Below are 17,525 nucleotides of genomic sequence, written 5' to 3' on the forward strand. Positions count from 1 at the left end.
ATTATAACTTGTAATGATTATGAAGTAGACAAAGAGCATAATAAGTAATATGTTTACTAGACTAAAAACTATACGCCCTAAATGATAATCTTTCCAAAAAGGTTTCATAGTAATATTTATGAGATAATGTAAAGGAGTTTATTTTACTTTCTAATTTTAAGATAAAAACTCACAACCTAAATTTAAGTTTCAACACATACGGCAGCATCTTCAATTCTCGTCGAAAATTAAAACTGCTCTGTTTGCCAAAGTTCCATGCAACAGAAAACTCATCTATGGTATAACCTAATTTCTGTGCGCGAACAAGCAATTCCACATCCCAAAACCAACCACGAACAAACGTGTCATCATAGCCCATCGCGTCAAGAAGAACAAGCAACTTCTGCTTGCGAAATGCCTTGAAACCACATTGATGATCCGCAAGAACAGAACCAAAATACGCGCGCATAAACCAGTTATAGACAACGCTGATGATCTTGCGTCCAAATTCCCGTTTTGCGCGAACTCCTTTATACCTACTGCCAATCGCAATGTCATTTCCTTGTTCAACGCTTGAAATAAGGCGAGGCAACGCGGCAAGATCAGCAGAGAGATCAAGATCCATGAACGCAATAATATCGCCTTTTGCGCTATAAAATGCCTTGCCCAAATTCTCTCGTCTGCTTGGTCCATTAGAAAAGTACAAATGCTTTATTTCTTTATGCTGAACAGCAAGCGTTTTCGCAATCGGTGCAGTTGCGTCTGTGCTTCCATCATCTACAATAACCAGTTCAAATGGTTTTTTCAACAGAAGAAGCGCATGATAAATGAGCAGAATATTTTTCTCAAGGCGCTGTTCTTCGTTGTAGCAGGGAATAAAAACAGAGAGCATTATGGCGTCCCTCCATCAAGTGCGTAAAATTCAACAATACCTGCGCTGTTCGTATACGTCGTTGCAAGATAGGGAGTTTTATTGACTAAAAATGAGTCAGGATCAAATGTGCCTCCTTTTTCTAAGACAAAATAATAAGGAGCAAGCTCGTTTCCTTGAGGGATAAGACCAATCTGCTGAATGGAATATGTTTGTTGAATATACTCCCAAACCTCAAGCTTTGATTGAATTGTTCCCATACCCTGTGCGTATAAGACTACCCAACGGAATTGAAGTTCATCTTCAAGTTCTTGAAAGCGAGTAAGATTAGAAGGAATTTCTTCAATGCCATAACGATGCGCATGCCACAAAATACCAACAGACTGAGAAAAGACACCATCAATAAAGACACGGTCTTCTGGGTCGCTGTGTTGAGAAATAAAATCACCTGCAATATCTTCCCCATAATAGATGGTATCAAAAACGCGACTGGTCGCGGCAGTAAGATCTGAAAAAGAGAGGAAGAAGAGAAGAACCAAAAAAACAAAAATGAGTTTTCCTTGAAATTTTGTATAAAAATGAATGGATGCGAGAGGTTTCTCAAGAATGGTCGCAATAACAAAGAGGGCATACGCGGCGCCAAAACAGACAAGCGGCAAAAAGACCATTTGATAATATGCGTGACCGCGGAATTTGTCTGCAAAAAAAATAATGTAAAGGAGTAATGAAAAAAAGCTACTCGCAATGAACAACCCCATCTTCGTACGGATTTTTAAGAGAGCAAAAATAACCCCAAGCAAAGTCAACCAGAAAAACCAGCCCGTGAAATTATCGAGGACAAAAGAACGAATCCCTAAATAATGATCACTCCAATACGAAGAAGACAATGCAAGAGAAATATTCGTGCGAACTTCTGCAAAACTTTCGTCAAATCCACTAGTTCCAACAGTCGCTGCGCCAGGCATCGCCAGTTGAGAGAGTTTAACCCAAACAGGAAACAACATCATAATAAAAAGAAAAACTGCCGCAAGTATGCAAAGATATTTTTTTTGAGAAAAGAGTTCTTTGTAAGGAACAAAAAAAAGCAAGGGCACAAGCCCGATGCCATTAGGAACTTTAAGTAAGATTGCAAGGAGAAAACAGAGAGAGAAATAAAGGAATTTTTTGTAGTGATACACAGAAGCAAGAACATCTTCACGCCAGCGCAAAAACCAATAGGTGCCAAGAAGAATCAGAAAAACAGCAGGTGCTTCTGGTTGCACATTTCTCCCAAAGAAAATACTAATGGGCATAATGGTAAAAAAGAGACACGCGACTAAAACAAGAGAGACATTATCGGTGAGTTTCTTGCCAACAAGATAGAGTATCGGAATACTTGCAAGAGAGAAAAGAATAATAACGAGCCGCGCAGCCCAGAGTTTAACGCCAACAATCCACCATAAAAGCAGAATCATCCAAGGAATAAAAGGAAATTCATACTGCGTAAAGTAGCCATGCTGCTGCGCTCCAATCCAATAGGTTTCAGTGCGAAAATAATCAAGAAACTCATCTGCGTTGTACATAAATTCTGTGTACGGAATGTACTGATTTTCTTTCATATTGTGATAACCAATAACAGGGAAGTCCATGTGATACGAACGAAGATAAAAACCAAAGAGCATGAATGCAAGGAGGAGTACAACATGGGGTTTCGCTTTGCAAAAAGAAAGAATTTTAGAGAGATCAAAGGTGATTTCTTGAGTAGCTGCTTTCTCCTGCCCATCCTGCTCCATAAAAGAAAAGAGCAGGAAGTGTGTTTTTATATCTTATGGATGAAAAAGCTTTATAAACCAGACGAGAATTACTGATAAAGAGGATAAAAATGCGAATACTCGTCACAGGGGGATGCGGTTTTATTGGCAGTGAAGTAGTCAAACAACTCCTCCAAAAAGGACATCAGGTCATTGTTTTAGACAATCTGAGCAAGCCAGAAAGTTCTATCAAAGAAGGATATGAGTTCCGAAAAGTGGATCTCAACGATAAGCTTGCGACAGAAAAAGCGTTTACGGGAGCAGATATCTGCATTCATCTCGCTGCAAAGATTGGCGGTATTGGTTACTTTCATAAATATCCTGCAACAATCTTGAGTGAAAATAATAAGATGTATTCTTCTGTGTTTGAAGCAGCAGTAAAGAATAAACTCAAGCGCATGGTGTATGTCTCCTCATCAATGGTCTTTGAATCCGCGACAGAATTTCCGAGCAAAGAAAAAGACACAAAACTCATCCCGCCACCAGTTTCAGCGTATGGTTTTTCTAAGCTCATTGGCGAATGGTATTGCTACTCGTTTTGGGATGAATACAAACTTCCATATTCCATCTGCAGACCATTTAACGCGTACGGCATTAATGAATTCCCTGGTCAAGAAATCGGCTACGCGCATGTCATTCCAGATATAGTAAAAAAAGTGCTGAATGGCCAATACCCATTAGAAATTCTCGGTGATGGCGAGCAAACGCGATGCTTTACGCATGTGAGCGATATCGCGAATGGAATTATTACAGTCGCGCTTTCTCCGAAAGCAGAAAATCAAGATTTTAACGTCGCAAGTCCTGAAGAAACAAAAATGATAGAGCTTGCGGAAAAAATATGGAAGATCTGCGGAAGAAAAGAAGCATTCCAAGTCAAACATGTGGAGGGATTCAAATACGACATTAAGCGTAGAGTTCCTGATACCACAAAAATCGCGACAATGCTCGGATGGAAGCCCAAAATGGAATTCGAAGATGGATTGCGCGAAGTAGTAACATGGTTAAAAAAAGAACTCGAGAAAAAGAAGTAAGATAAAAGTAAAAACAAGGAAAAACACATGAAAGAAGAAAACAAGCAAAAAGCAGAACAAGAAACAAAAATGCTTCCAGAAATCAGTGTCATCATCGCGTCATTCAATGAAGAAAGAAACATCAGAGAAACAATTCAGCGTGTATACAAGACAATGCCAAACTGTGAACTGATTCTTGTTGAAGGTGGCACTGACAAAACAATAGAAATTGCAGAAGAAGAAAAGAAAAAGCATCCAAGCATGATTATAATTCACAATAAAGAAGACAAGGGAAAAGGGCAGGCAATTAAAGTGGGAATAGCTGCTGCGACAAAACCAATCATGGCGCAAGTAGATGCAGACTCGCAGTTTCCTCCTGAAGAACTCCCTGAACTCATAAAACCTATTCTCGAGGAAAAAGCAGACATTGTCTTCGCGTCACGATTCGTCAACGGATCCACAATTGAAGATGGCTCTCTCACAAGAATGCGAAGACTTGCAAACTATGTTGTTTCAGGATTCACTTCCTTTCTCTGCGGAACACGATTGACAGATGTCAATGCGGGATTTAAGGCGTGGAAAAGCGATGTTATTAGAGATATTGACATGCAGTGCAATCATTTTGGCTATGAACCAGAAATCGCGATCATGGCTGCAAAAAAAGGCTACACCATTATCGAAACACCAGTGAATTACAAAGGAAGACAGCGAGGAATCTCCAACGTCAAATTATTGAGAGATGGAATCATTATTCCTATTTTCCTCCTCAAGACAAAATTCTTCAGGTAATGTTTAGAGAACATGGAAAAGAAAACACAGAACAAAGAAGCGGAGAAAGAATTCTTTGACAATGCGCTCAGCGAATCGCCATGGACAACGTTTAATGCAAATGGTCAAAAACAGATATTCCAATTATTTAAGGAAAAAGTAAAGCCAAAAAGTGGAGAGATTGCAATCGACATGGGTTGTGGCACAGGAGAATTCTCTGAACGATTAGAAGAATATGGCTTACAAGTCACAGGAATGGATATTTCAAAAAAAGCAGTAGAACTGTGCAAAGAAAAGTACAAAGAAAAAAAGAATATACGTTTTGAAGTGCAGGATATAGAGAAAACAACATGGAAAGATGAATCTGCGGACATTATCTTTTTCGGCGGAGTCCTCCATCACTTCCCACACAGAGAAAAAGTCTTCAAAGAAGCGTTTCGTGTCCTGAAAAAAGGAGGAAGAATATTTGCGTTTGATCCGCATTATTACAATCTTATCATCTGGACATATCGGGAATTACTAGGAGTAAAAAAACAAAAGACAGAGAATGAAGTGCTGATAAAACCTGAAGAAGTCAAAAAAGAACTCGCAGATGCAGGATTTACACAAATTGACGCGAAAGGGAGTGCGAATATGACGTTTGATATGCGCTACTTCAAGAAGCTTGTTCCATTCCCCTTATATTACGGAGCGTACATCTACAATAGCATTGAACGAGCAATACACAGTATCAAACCACTTCGGGAAAAGCACGGCTCATTTGCGATAACGTATGCGAAGAAAGAATGAAAATATAAAAGAAGAGAAACAGAAAAATGGAGCAGGAAAAAACAGAAACAACTGCATTCTATAAAAACAAGAAGATACAAGTACTCTTTCTACTACTCATTATGGGGTTTCTTCTCTACAAAACAATTGATTATTTTGGCGCGATAGGATATAGAGAAACATGGACAATCTGCTCAGATTATTTTCATGAAGGCACATTATGGACAGGACAACCACGTTGTGAAGGGGCAATACTGCCGTTTTACATTCTTGCATTTTTAGATACGCTTGTCGGAAGAGAATATGTGCAGATTGCTGCAATTGTCTTTTCAACAATCATCTCCGCAATATTTCTCTGGGTTTTCCTAAAAGCAGTACGAAAAGAGATCGATGAGAAAGAATTTTTCTTGCCCGCAGTATTGTTTGGATTATTCTTCTATATCAACACGATCATCAATATAGAAACAGTCCTAAATAGTTTTTTCTTTTTTCTCGGCTATTACACCTTGTTTCACACAGAGTGGAAATGGAAATACTCCATAACAGGTATTTTTCTATTTGCGGCAATGATTTCAAAAATAAATGTCATTGTGCAAATTGCGTTTTTGCTCTTCTGGTATACGTATGAAAAGAAAGTATGGTCCATTGAAAACAAGAAGTTGAAAGTGCAAAGCAATGAACTCATGCAAATAACAAAGAACTACATCGCAATCCTGCTTCCTATTATTCTTGGCTTCGTTATCCTAACAAAAGTCTACAAATATTTCTGGATCTATTCATGGTCTGTCTTCACCAATCAGAATATTGCGTTATCCATTCCGCAAACACTCAAGGAACTCATTTTATTTGATATCACGAAGGCGGACATTAATTATATTCCTGTATTGCTTATCGCGATCCTAGGAACATACCTTTTTTTGAAAGAGAGAAAAATATACGCACTGCTCAGCGGTCCTGCGTTCCTTATTGCAATTTTCTTGATTGCAAGAGCATTCGGGATTCTGTTCGTGACTGGTCTGCGCTATTGGTCTGTTATTTTTCCATTTGCGATTATTATGCTTCTCAGAGTAAGACAAATATGGACAACACCTCCAAAAAAACAAATAATGCAAGGACTTATGCTCATTCTACTCCTCTATCCTGGATTATATTATGGTCCGTTGCTCTTCAAAGATGATTTGAGTTATCTTGATTCGTTGAACTTTATTGATAGAGCAACAGAAGGATGGCAAGAAAAAGATGCAATCATTAAACAGATTAATTATGGGTATAGTGTTGTTCCAGAACAAGAAGGAAGAATTCTCCTTGAAGATGATCCTGCGGGGTTTAGAAGAACAATAATTTCTTTTGGATCAAATATTCCATATGAGAAAATAGATTTTCTCACCAAGAAATATATGGAATCGCATCCAGATGTCTGGGGTTTTCCAAGATACCAAGAATTACTTGGAGAGAACATGATTTATAATCCAACATCAAGCGAGCTCAATGAAAAAGAAAAAGAAGTAATTGAAAAGATAGAAGGAGGAACATACAGTCTCATCATCTTTGGTCCACCAGAATGGGCAATAACAGAAAGAATATTGAGTAATGTCAATAATGGAACTATACAGAAATACTGTCAAATTGTGGTGCCTAATAATGTGTGGTTGACTGATGATGGTTGGCATTTCAGTTATTTTATGTTCCAAAATTATCAAGACTGCCAAGAAATGCTGGAAAAAATGTATATCTATTTCTCACAAAATTACCAAGAAATCTGTACAAAAGATAAAGAAACTGCAAATATGATCACCACAGTGCTTCGTCAAAATGGACTTGCGTTTGACAAGATGTGTGTAGAAGGCGGTGATTCATTAGAATTTTTCAAAAAAGGTTATGCAACAAAGAAAGTCGAACTCATGGCGATGGTAGTATTACTATTCCTTCCTTTGCTTTGGTATGGAAGAAAGATAAAAGAAGATAAAGAGATGAGTGAAGAAGAAAAAAGACACTATTACATACTGATTATAATTGGAGTTATAGCGTTCATTGGATTTTGGCTAGGAATGGACGCAACACTGCCGTATAAGAGTGGCATAGTACAGGCAATCACTGGTTAGCTTGGTAGAAAGAAAAACAACGAGAACAGAAAAATGGGAGAAACAAAACAAAAAATTTCCGTGTTTATAATCACAAAAGATGAAGAAGAAAAGATAGAGCGCTGTCTAAAAAGTGTTGCATGGGCAGACGAGATAATTGTGCTCGACAGTTACAGTACAGATAAAACAGAAAGCATTGCAAAAAAGTTCACAAAGAAATTCTACAAGAAAGAGTTTGCAGGATACGGTCCACAAAAGCAAGCTGCAATAGACAAGTGCACGAATACTTGGATTTTAGAAATAGATGCTGATGAATTGATCACGAAAGAGCTTGAAGAAGAAATACAAGCACTTCTGAAAAACAAACAAAAACTAGAGCAAAACAGTGCATACCAAATAACACGAACAGAATATTTTATGGGGAAATATCTTATGAGTGCAACAATTATCAGGCTCTACAGAAAAGACAAAGTAAGATATGCGGGAATAATTCATGAAACAGTTGCTGTTTCAGGAATTATTGGCAGACTTAAAGGAAAAATAGAACATGAAGCAGACAAATATGACTCCATTGAAGAGCGAATCGAAAAAAACAATAGATATACCATGCTCGAAGCAAAAAAATTATATGAGGAGAAAGGAAGAAGAAGTATTTTATATCTTTGCTGCATGATGGTGTTGCAACCAGGAGTATATTTTACGTGGCTTTATCTGCGAAAAGGACTTATCTGGAAAGGCTATAGGGGATTGATTTGGTGCTTGATAACAGCACAGTACCATTTTTTAATCTACGCAAAATTATATGAGCATATTTATAAAGCAAAATACCCTTCTGCTTCTCAGATATACTATGAAAAAACTCAAAATCGAATATCATAAAGGAAAGTGTATTGGCGCGTTTAATTGCACGAATATAGCGCCTGCTTTTTTCAAAGAGCAAGGTACAAAAGCAGATCTTCTTGGTGCAGTAACAGAGAAAGGCTATCAGACATTGGATGTTGAATGTGATGACGAAACTGCTGCGCAGATTATAGAAGCTGCGGAAAAATGCCCTGCAAATGTGATTAATGTGATTGACAAAACAGCAAATAAAAAGATAGTAGACTCCACAATAAAAATAAAAGAAGACATAAGAGAAATCAAAGCAGAATATGACGACAGAAAAGAATTTGTGCTCGATGAAAAAGGATATTTCTTGATTCGCATTGTTCCTGAAAAGAAGATGATTGAAGTGGGATTCTGCGGAAAAAGAAATACAGTAGAAGTAAAAGTATATGGAAAAACACCAATCGAAGTATATCAAACAATTCTGAGAGAAAAAATAATCGAACGACCAGATCATGCAGCATATCTCGGAAGAGAATTGCAAAAGGCGTATATCGCGTTGCAGCTCGGTATTTCGTATGTGCAGGATGATGAACTCAACATTCCTCACGGAAAAAAAGAGTAGAAAAAATGAAGAAAGTAAGCATTATCATTCCTGCGTATAACGAGAAAAGAACGATTGCGGAGATAATTGAGAGAGTAAAAGCAGTAGATCTAGAAAAAGCAGATGTCAAAAAAGAAATAATCGTCGTGGATGATGGTTCTAAAGACGGCACAGGTGATGTTCTAAAAGAGATAAAAGGAATCACCCTCATCACGCATGAAAAAAACAAAGGGAAAGGAAGCGCAATTCGAACAGGATTAGAAAAAAGCACAGGAGATATTTTTATTATTCAAGATGCAGATTTGGAGTTGAACCCAGCAGAATACCCGCAGCTTCTCGAACCAATTTTGAAAGGAGAAACAGAAGTAGTATATGGATCAAGGTATCTCAAAAATCCGCATGTCAATCTGCTAAGCATGCTTGCAAACACCGCAGTCACACAAACAGCAAACTTCTTGTATGGTCTGAAGATAACAGATGAAGCAACAGGATATAAAGTGTTTACGAAAAAAATTCTCACCTCCATCACGTTAACCTGCACACGATTTGAGTTTTGTCCTGAGTTTACCGCTAAGATTGCAAAAAAAGGATTTAAGATTGTCGAAATTCCTGTTTCTTATAATTATAGAAGACCCGATGAAGGGAAAAAAGTCGGCTGGAAAGATGGCTTTGAAGCGTTATGGACGCTTCTCAAATACAAATTTATTGACTAGAAGACTGTTGTTTAATAAGATTCTTAAAGGGGAAGAAAATCCAAGAGAGTAAGAGAACTATGGCACAAAAAGACCAACAAGAAAAAGAGCAAAAAATAGAAGAAGAGCACATTCCCTGCAATCTTTGCGGGCAGAACAACTACAACATAATCTATGAAAAGATTGATACGCCGCTAGAAATACCTTTAACTGATAAGTTCTCTGCGGCAAAAGGAATTCTCTCCACAGATCAGATTGTCAAGTGCAGAAACTGCGGGCTTGTCTATACGAATCCGCGAATAAAAAGCACTATCATCATTGATTCCTGTTCACAGGGAGATGATGAAGTATACGTTTCGCAGGAGGAAGGAAGAAAAAAGACATTTCAGGAAGGTATTGACTGGATAAAAAAAGTAACGCAAAAAAAGGAAAGTGACAAAGAAACAAGCAATGAAAAGAAAAAAATACTTGATGTCGGCTGCGCAGCAGGATTTTTCCTCGCAGTAGCAAAAGAAAGTGATTTTGATCCTTACGGCAGCGAATTAAACGCGTGGCTTGCAGAGTATGGAAGAAAAAAGTTCAACTTGGAAAATGTAAAAGCAGGAACACTAGAAGATGCAAAATGGAAAGATAATTTCTTTGATCACGTCACCATGTGGGACGTCTTAGAGCATGTTCCTGATCCCATGAAAACATTGAAAGAAATAAACAGAATCACAAAAAATAATGGCTATATCATTATCAGCTATCCGGATTACAGCAGCATTTTCGCAAAGCTCTTTGGAAGACGCTGGTGGTTCTTGTTATCGCACCACATCTATTATTTTACTCCAAAGACAATGGACATGATGCTGGAGAAAGCAGGATTCGAAATCGTCACAGACAAAATGCACTGGCAAGAACTGAAAATTGTCTACATGCTCGATATGTTTGTCAAACTCAATAAGAATCCAATCATAAAAGCGCCGTTTCAGGCAACTTCTACGATACTCAAAGCAGTAGGATTAAAAGATATGAAGGTCCGGTATTACGCAAGCCAGAGGGATATTATCGCGCAAAAAAAGAGAGCATCGCAATAGAGAAGAAACGAAGAAGGTAAAACAATGAGCGAAAAAGAAAAGCAAGCAACAAAAAAGCAAAAACCATATGTTGTCCTTGGTGGCGGCGTTGCAGGGCTTGCAACAGCGTGGAAACTCGCAGAAGCGGATATTCCAGTCCTTGTTCTTGAATCAAACAGTATGATTGGCGGTATGGCTGCGACATTCAAGTACAAAGAGTATCTTCTCGATTATGGACCACACAAAATCTATAGTCAACTTCCTATTTTTGAAGAAGTCAAAGCATTCCTAAAAGATGATATCATTGAAGTAAAGAAAACAAGCAAGATTCGACTCTGCAACAAGTATCTCAACTATCCATTTGGCATGAAAGATCTTGCAGTAACCCTCTCACCACTAGTTGCACTCAAATGTGGCATGAGTTATGGAACAACAACACTTCTCAATATGCTTCGAAAAAAAGAAGATACAAGTTATGAAGATTATCTTGTCAATCGATTTGGAAGAGCAACATACAATCTTGTGTTTGGCCCATACGCTGAGAAAGCGTGGGGAATTCCAACAAAACTCGATAAAAGTCTTGCTGCAAGCAGAGTCGCAATTCCAAGTCTTATTGAAATGGTCAAGCGCATGCTTTTTGGAGATCAAGGCAAGAAAGAACTCAGCGCAGCAATATTTTTCTATCCTGCAAGAGGAGCAGTGGAAATGTCGCAAAAAATGCTTGAAGAAGTAGAAAAGAAAGGAAACAATGTGCTTCTGAATACAGTTCCTGTCAAAATAGAAACAAAAGAAAACAGAATAGAGACAATCACTGTAAAAGAAGGAGGTAAAGAGAAAAGAATAGAAGTTGCTGGAGTCATTTCCACAATTCCAATGGCCGCATTCCTTGAACTTTTCTCAAACGTTCCTGAAGAAGTAAAAACAACAGTCAACGGATTAAAGTTCAGAAAATTAATCCTGTTATATATTGAAGCAAATAAAGCACGATTAATTCCAGAAAACTGGATTTTCTTTCCAGAAAAAAAATACATATTTAACAGACTTTCAGAACAAAAAGGATTTTCTGAGCACATGATTCCCGAAGATAAAACCGTGCTTTGTGTTGAGATGACGTTTGATCAGGATGATCCACGAGCAAAAATGACAGATCAAGAACTTTATGCAATTGCGATCAAACAGCTCGAAGACTGTGGTATCATGAAAGAAGAAAATACAATCAGCTACTTTACCAAACACTTGAAAGATGGCTATCCAATTTACCACTGCAATTACCTCGAAAACGTTGAAAAATTTCTGAAATTTATCGAGCAGTATGAAAACGCGTTCAGCATTGGACGACAAGGAATGTTTAATTATGTCGGCACGATTGATTGTATAGATATGGGCGCAACAACAGCGGCGTTTATTGCAAGTGGAAAAGAGAAAACAGCGTGGAAAGCAGAAAGAAAGAAATTTGAAAATTATGTAACAATTGATTAGCATAAAGAGAACAAATATGAGAGAGTACAATAAAGAGAGCAGAATAAAAGAGGAGAGAGAAGAAGACAGGAAAAAAGCAAAGAGAATATGAAAGCAATTCTGATCAGCCCAAACATTGTAACCCAGAAAGGAGATTTTTTTGGTTCTGGAATACCGTATATGCCGTTTACTGTCGCGTATGTTGCTGCGTTTCTTAGAGAGAAAAAACATGACGTAGTAGTCATTGACGCGTTTGGAGAAGATCCAACAAAAGTCACAGAAGAGCACGGACATTTTATTCAAGGAATAACTGCAAAAGAAATTAAAGAAAGGATTGCACTCGAAAACAAAAAGAGTCAAACAGATCTCATTGTTATTTCAGCAGAACGAGTTATCGAGCATAATGCAATTCTCAATATCATTGAAGAAATAAGAAAAGAAGAGAAGAATATCCCTATCGCGATTATTGAAAATACGCAAGCAGTTTCTGCGTATGCACTCAAACATGTCTTTGAAGAATTCTTTGAAAAAGGAGCAAACATTATTGTAACTGGAGAACCAGAACATCGAGTAGAAAAAATACTCCTGACAATAAATAGAGAGAACAAAAAGGAGCAAGAAAAAGCACTTGCAGAGGTAGATGGAATAATAATTAAAAATAATACTGATGGAGAAATAACAAAAAAAGAAAAGAAAGAATATCTCCAAACACCAACGTTAGATGCGCTGCCATTCCCTGCGTGGGATCTCTTTCCATTAGAAAAGTATTGGGAGCTTGGCTATGCGCATGCGCCGCTCACAAAAAACAAATATCTACCATTACTCACATCAAGAGGCTGTCCATATCCCTGCGGATTTTGCGTTGTTCCGACAACAAATGAAAGAAAATGGCGATCACGCACCGCAAAGAATGTTGTAGATGAGATGGAATATCTCATAAAGCAATTTGGCATTGAAGAATTTCATTTAGAAGATCTAAACCCCACAATAAACAAAACAAGAATGAAAGAAATTTCTGAAGAAATACTAAGGAGAAATGTTAATGTGCAATGGAAGATTGGTTCTGGAACAAAAATAGAAACAGTAGACAAAGAAACGCTTACTATAATGGCAAAAGCGGGCTGTACGTTTGTATCGTTTTCTCCTGAATCTGGCTCTCCTGAGATGTTAAAGAAGATGAACAAACCATTTGATCATAAGCTTGCGCTTGAATTAGTGCAGCATATGAATCAATTGCAGGTCATCACGCAGGCATGTTTTGTTCTCGGCTATCCAGAAGAAACAGAAAAAGACAGAGAAATGACATACGACTATATTCAAGCGCTCGCAAAAGCTGGCTGTGATGAAGTTGCGTTGTTTATTATGGCGCCAGTTCCTGGCGCGAGCACGTATGAACGGTACAAAGAAGAAATTACAAGAGAAAACAAGAAAGTAGAACTGCAAGAGATGAGTTTCTCTCCACGATGGAGAAAAGATTATGAGCTCTACAAAAAAATGCGAACAAAAGCATATCTGTTGTTTGGAATAACAAAATTACTCTATCATCCAATCAAAACGCTGAAGCAACCACTTCATGTCATAACAGGACATTTTGAAACGAAAATGGAGATGACGTTATTTAGGGTTGCAAAAACATATATGTACAGTTTCAAGAGAAAAATAACTCCACACAAAGAACTTCTCGTGATGGCATGGATTGTTGGAATTTTTATTTTATATTATGTGATACGCGCAATAGACATGATAAGATATATGCAAACACAATAGAGAAAAGATAAAGGAAGAGATGAAGAAAGAATGAAAGAAAACATCGCGTGGATTGCAGCATCTGCTGGTGGAGGAATCCTCTTCTACATTTATTGTCTACTTCTAGGAACAAAAATCTTCAAGTTCTGGACAAAAAAGACAAAGACAGAAAGTACAGAGACAGGTGAACAGTTTTTCATCAGCGTAAGTCTTGGAATAGGAGTCGTTGCACTCTTGTTATTATTACTGGGGATTGCAAAAAGTTATACACCTTTTCTCATGAGCATCTTCTTTATACTCACAACAGGGATCGCAGTAACAGAATACAAAACACTCTTTACATATTTCAAAGAAGCGGCAGCGTGGTTGAGAGAAAAGAAAAAAGAAAGTGTAATATACACAATTGCAAAGTACTGCATGCTTCTCCTATTGATTTTCTATTTTGTCGTTGCGCTTAGTCCAGAAACAGAGTGGGACGCAATTTCATTTCATCTCGTAACTGCAAAAGTGTATGTCCGAGAACAAGCAATGGTGCCTATTTATTATACATATCATGCAGCATTACCGCATCTTTTTGATATGCTGTATGTAGTCGGAGAATTAGTGAAAAGTGACGTCCTCTCAAGAGTTTTTGTACTTTGTGTGGATCTCACCATTGTGTTTGGGATATGGATGTTTGGAAAGAAGATGTTTTCTGAAGAAGCAGGAATACTTGCAGCGTTAATTTTCATGACAACACCAGTGTTAATGGTCTATTTTCCTGCAACGTATGTGGATATTCCCATAAGTATTTTTGCGCTGAGTGCGATAGGGTGTTTTTGGCAATGGAAGCAAACAAACAAAAAAGCATGGCTTTTTCTCTCAGTACTAAACGCGGGGTTCGCAGCAACAGCAAAAATAAGTACAGCACCATTAATAGGAGCACTATTCGTCCTATACATATGGCACGCAAGAAAACAAGAAGAGAAAGGAATGCAGATGCTGAAAACAATATTGATTTGTGGATGTATTTTAGGATTGCTCTTTCTTCCGTGGTTTACGTTCAACGCAGTGCACTTCAACAATCCTGTTTATCCGTTTGCAGAAGGGATTTTTGAAGGAAAATATTGGAATGAAGAATTAGCAGTGTGGTGGAAAAATCAGCGAGATCACTACAATACAGGAGAAGGAGTGCTTCAATATGGTTTTATTCCATTCACGCTAACTTTTATGCCAAATCTCACAGGTCCAATTTATGGATTTAGTCCATTCTATCTTATGTTTATTCCGATCTTATGGATTTTGAAAAAAATAAAAGAAGAAAGAGAGAAAACAGTCTTCTTATCCGTACTTGCAGTAATCTGCATGACAGGATGGTTTATTCTCGCACCAGACATGCGATACATGTTCTATATTCTTCCACTATTTGCAATTCTTGCAGGAGCAGGAATAACAAAAGTGTATAAGGTTTATGAGAATAAAAGAAGGAAAAAGAGAATTGTAACAATATGTATACTGTTTATTCTTCTCAGCAACATTTTTTTCTTTTTCGTCATTTTCCGAAATGACGTGAAGATGTGGGCAGGAATAATAAGCAGAGATGAGTATAAAGCAATAGATACCCTTAATTATTATGCAGCGCAATGGGCAAATGAAAATCTTCCAGAAGACGCGATTATTTTTTTGGCGAATGACGATAAAGGATATTATTTTGAAAGAGAGTTTATCACAGGATATGGCGTCTTTTCTGCGTATGTAGATTATCCACAACTTAAAGATGGAGAAGCGTTGTATCAACGCTTGAAAGAACTTGGCGTCACACATGTACTGTTTCGCGTGTATGAAGATGGCAGCATGCTGGGCTACGAAGAATATTATAATGATCACACCACAGCGCTCTTCAAAGAACTGACGCAAGAATATGCAACAACACTGTATACAGAAAATAATTGCACAATATATGTACTCAACTAAAAAATTGGTTCAATCTTCAAGCTTTTGAACAACAATGGTATCTTTCACAGGGCAGACATCTTCGCTCATTTTAAATGCTTCATATTCTGCTTCATCAAAAATAAGCTCCCATTTTTGTGTGGTTTGGTTAAAAGTCCCACCGACAAGATCAACTTTTGCGTCCTGCGCAAGCTGAAATCGTTTCGGATTCACCCCAAAACAAGAAAGTGCGCCAATGCAAAGATTTCGATCAAAAATGACTTTGTATTTTACCATAAAAGGAAGAACAGAGGAATGGTTTTTATGTGTTTCGAATAACGCATGCAGAATCAAGGAGCTGCAGAAGCAGCTTTTTGTTCATCAGAAGAATGTAAGCGAGTAAGGGTCACGCGACGCATCCACTCTCCAATCTGGAGGCAGAGTCCATACGCTCCAACACCCAATTCTTTAAACTCATTGAGAGTAGAGACAGAACGCATGACGTTGTAAACGCCGCGAGGGTTAAAATAAAATCTGCGGAATGCGTCCGCAGCAGCTTTCTGAAGTTCATCCTGCGTCAAATTCGAATGTTTAAGCTGCGGATTCACCCCAATAGAGACAAAATCCTCCCAGTTCTGAATTTTATCCTGTTCTTCTTTAGTAAAACTGTAATCAAAAAGTTCTGTACCAGGATAAGGAGAAAGAACGTTGAAGAATGCCATCGTTGGTCTTGTCGTGAGTGCAAACTGAATAGTTCGCTCAATACTCTCTTTTGTTTCTCCAGGTGTTCCAAAGACAAAGAATGCAATACTTCGTAATCCTACTTTATGACACAATTCAATCGCGCGTCTATTGAGCTCCACAGTAGTGCCTTTCTTCATGTTTTGGAGCATCAAATCATCGCCAGATTCACAGCCCATGGAAACTGCGTAACAGCCTGCTTGTTTCATAAGGCTGAAAAGTTCTTCATCAATGCCAACAACGCGAGAGAAGCATGCCCATTTTACTTTTTTGTTTAATCCTTTTTCAATCATGAGATTGCAAAATTTTTTGCAGCGGACAAGATCAAGGGTAAAGACATCATCTTCAAAGCTGACGTGATCGACTTTGTGTTCGTTGACAAGATATTCAACAAGTCGAATAACATACTCCGCAGAGTGCGCACGGAATCCTCGCCCAAGTGTTTTATGCGATGCGCAGAAAACACAAAATGCTGGACAGCCACGGGAAGTCACCACAGACGCAGTCTTAGTCCCTTTTGCTTTATACACATTTGGTTTATATAAGTTAAGGTCAACAAGATGATATGCAGGAAATGGTAAAGAATCCATATCTTCGATAAACGGACGAATGCCATTGTTGATCACTTTTCCATCAGGAGTTCGGAATGCAATACCTTTAATGCTGGAAAGATCAGAAACGTTTCCCAAGAGATACTGGCAAAGTTCTTCCATTTGTTCTTCCCCTTCACGAAGAATCACTGCGTCAACAACGCTTCCTGCTGCGCGAAGTGCAGGTTCTGGATACGAACTGACGTGAACGCCACCAATAGTGATCATTGCGCCACACACTTCCTTTGCCATTGCAGCGATTTTAAGCGCGTTGTTAAAGTTCGGCGTTGCGCAGGTCATCCCAATGATATCTGGCTGATATTCTTCAACAATTCTTTTCATATCACTGTACTGATAGCCCTGTGGCTCTGGATCGATGAGTTTCACTTCATGTCCCTTTTGTAAGCAATACGCGGCAACAGAACCAAGCGCGAGAGGAAAATAAACCCCTGCTGCTATTTTGATAGGCCCATACATGTCACGGAATGGAGTATTGATCAAAAGCACACGAACAGATCTATTTTGGACTCTGGCAAAATGACTGTTCGTTGATCCTGTTCTTATTTGAATAAGTGCATCTCCCATAGCAATATATAATCAAGGTTTGTTTAAATAGTTTGTGAAGAAACTTTA

15 protein-coding genes are annotated in these 17,525 nt (G+C 38.1%); 11 read left to right on the forward strand and 4 right to left on the reverse strand.

Annotation, left to right across the window (positions count from 1 at the left end; translation table 11 throughout):
* Positions 1–169 precede the first annotated feature (169 nt).
* Entirely contained in the window at positions 170–871 is a 702-nt protein-coding gene (locus HZC31_08230) for a glycosyltransferase (protein MBI5003345.1), read from the reverse strand.
* Positions 871–2,622 (reverse strand): glycosyltransferase family 39 protein, encoded by a 1,752-nt coding sequence (locus HZC31_08235; protein ID MBI5003346.1) that lies wholly within the window; start codon positions 2,620–2,622, stop codon positions 871–873. Before HZC31_08235 ends, HZC31_08230 begins: the two co-directional genes overlap by 1 nt.
* Before the next feature lie 89 nt (positions 2,623–2,711).
* On the opposite strand from HZC31_08235, the gene HZC31_08240 reads away from it, so the two are divergent.
* The 11 genes from HZC31_08240 to HZC31_08290 all read left to right on the forward strand — a co-directional run bounded on the left by HZC31_08240 (position 2,712) and on the right by HZC31_08290 (position 15,603).
* Positions 2,712–3,671: an NAD-dependent epimerase/dehydratase family protein gene (locus HZC31_08240; GenBank protein ID MBI5003347.1), complete on the forward strand. Its 960-nt coding sequence runs from the start codon at positions 2,712–2,714 to the stop codon at positions 3,669–3,671.
* A 27-nt stretch (positions 3,672–3,698) separates the two neighbouring features.
* Positions 3,699–4,439: a glycosyltransferase family 2 protein gene (locus HZC31_08245; protein ID MBI5003348.1), complete on the forward strand. Its 741-nt coding sequence runs from the start codon at positions 3,699–3,701 to the stop codon at positions 4,437–4,439.
* A gap of 12 nt (positions 4,440–4,451) precedes the next feature.
* Positions 4,452–5,207, forward strand: coding sequence for a class I SAM-dependent methyltransferase (locus tag HZC31_08250; GenBank protein ID MBI5003349.1), 756 nt, complete (start codon positions 4,452–4,454; stop codon positions 5,205–5,207).
* A 26-nt stretch (positions 5,208–5,233) separates the two neighbouring features.
* The gene (locus HZC31_08255) at positions 5,234–7,288 is read left to right on the forward strand and encodes a hypothetical protein (GenBank protein ID MBI5003350.1); all 2,055 of its coding nucleotides are present in this window, start codon (positions 5,234–5,236) and stop codon (positions 7,286–7,288) included.
* Positions 7,289–7,321: 33 nt separating this feature from the next.
* Positions 7,322–8,146: a glycosyltransferase family 2 protein gene (locus HZC31_08260; GenBank protein ID MBI5003351.1), complete on the forward strand. Its 825-nt coding sequence runs from the start codon at positions 7,322–7,324 to the stop codon at positions 8,144–8,146.
* Complete coding sequence (locus HZC31_08265; GenBank protein MBI5003352.1) at positions 8,118–8,717, forward strand: DUF4346 domain-containing protein; 600 nt, start codon at positions 8,118–8,120, stop codon at positions 8,715–8,717. Before HZC31_08260 ends, HZC31_08265 begins: the two co-directional genes overlap by 29 nt.
* A gap of 5 nt (positions 8,718–8,722) precedes the next feature.
* Positions 8,723–9,409, forward strand: coding sequence for a glycosyltransferase family 2 protein (locus HZC31_08270; protein ID MBI5003353.1), 687 nt, complete (start codon positions 8,723–8,725; stop codon positions 9,407–9,409).
* 59 nt (positions 9,410–9,468) lie between these two features.
* Positions 9,469–10,467, forward strand: coding sequence for a class I SAM-dependent methyltransferase (locus HZC31_08275; protein ID MBI5003354.1), 999 nt, complete (start codon positions 9,469–9,471; stop codon positions 10,465–10,467).
* A 24-nt stretch (positions 10,468–10,491) separates the two neighbouring features.
* A complete protein-coding gene (locus HZC31_08280) occupies positions 10,492–11,925 on the forward strand; it encodes an FAD-dependent oxidoreductase (GenBank protein ID MBI5003355.1) in 1,434 nt (477 codons plus the stop codon).
* Between the two features lie 87 nt (positions 11,926–12,012).
* Positions 12,013–13,671, forward strand: coding sequence for a B12-binding domain-containing radical SAM protein (locus HZC31_08285; GenBank protein MBI5003356.1), 1,659 nt, complete (start codon positions 12,013–12,015; stop codon positions 13,669–13,671).
* Between the two features lie 30 nt (positions 13,672–13,701).
* Complete coding sequence (locus HZC31_08290) at positions 13,702–15,603, forward strand: glycosyltransferase family 39 protein (GenBank protein ID MBI5003357.1); 1,902 nt, start codon at positions 13,702–13,704, stop codon at positions 15,601–15,603.
* Positions 15,604–15,612: 9 nt separating this feature from the next.
* Here the strand turns inward: HZC31_08290 and HZC31_08295 are convergent, their stop codons facing one another.
* Together HZC31_08295 and HZC31_08300 are read right to left on the reverse strand one after the other, a co-directional pair.
* A complete protein-coding gene (locus HZC31_08295) occupies positions 15,613–15,858 on the reverse strand; it encodes a ferredoxin (protein ID MBI5003358.1) in 246 nt (81 codons plus the stop codon).
* Between the two features lie 53 nt (positions 15,859–15,911).
* A complete protein-coding gene (locus HZC31_08300; protein ID MBI5003359.1) occupies positions 15,912–17,477 on the reverse strand; it encodes a radical SAM protein in 1,566 nt (521 codons plus the stop codon).
* Between the last annotated feature and the right edge of the window lie 48 nt (positions 17,478–17,525).

It is taken from the genome of Candidatus Woesearchaeota archaeon (assembly GCA_016214075.1).
Classification (GTDB): Archaea; Nanobdellota; Nanobdellia; order Woesearchaeales; family DSVV01; genus JACRPI01.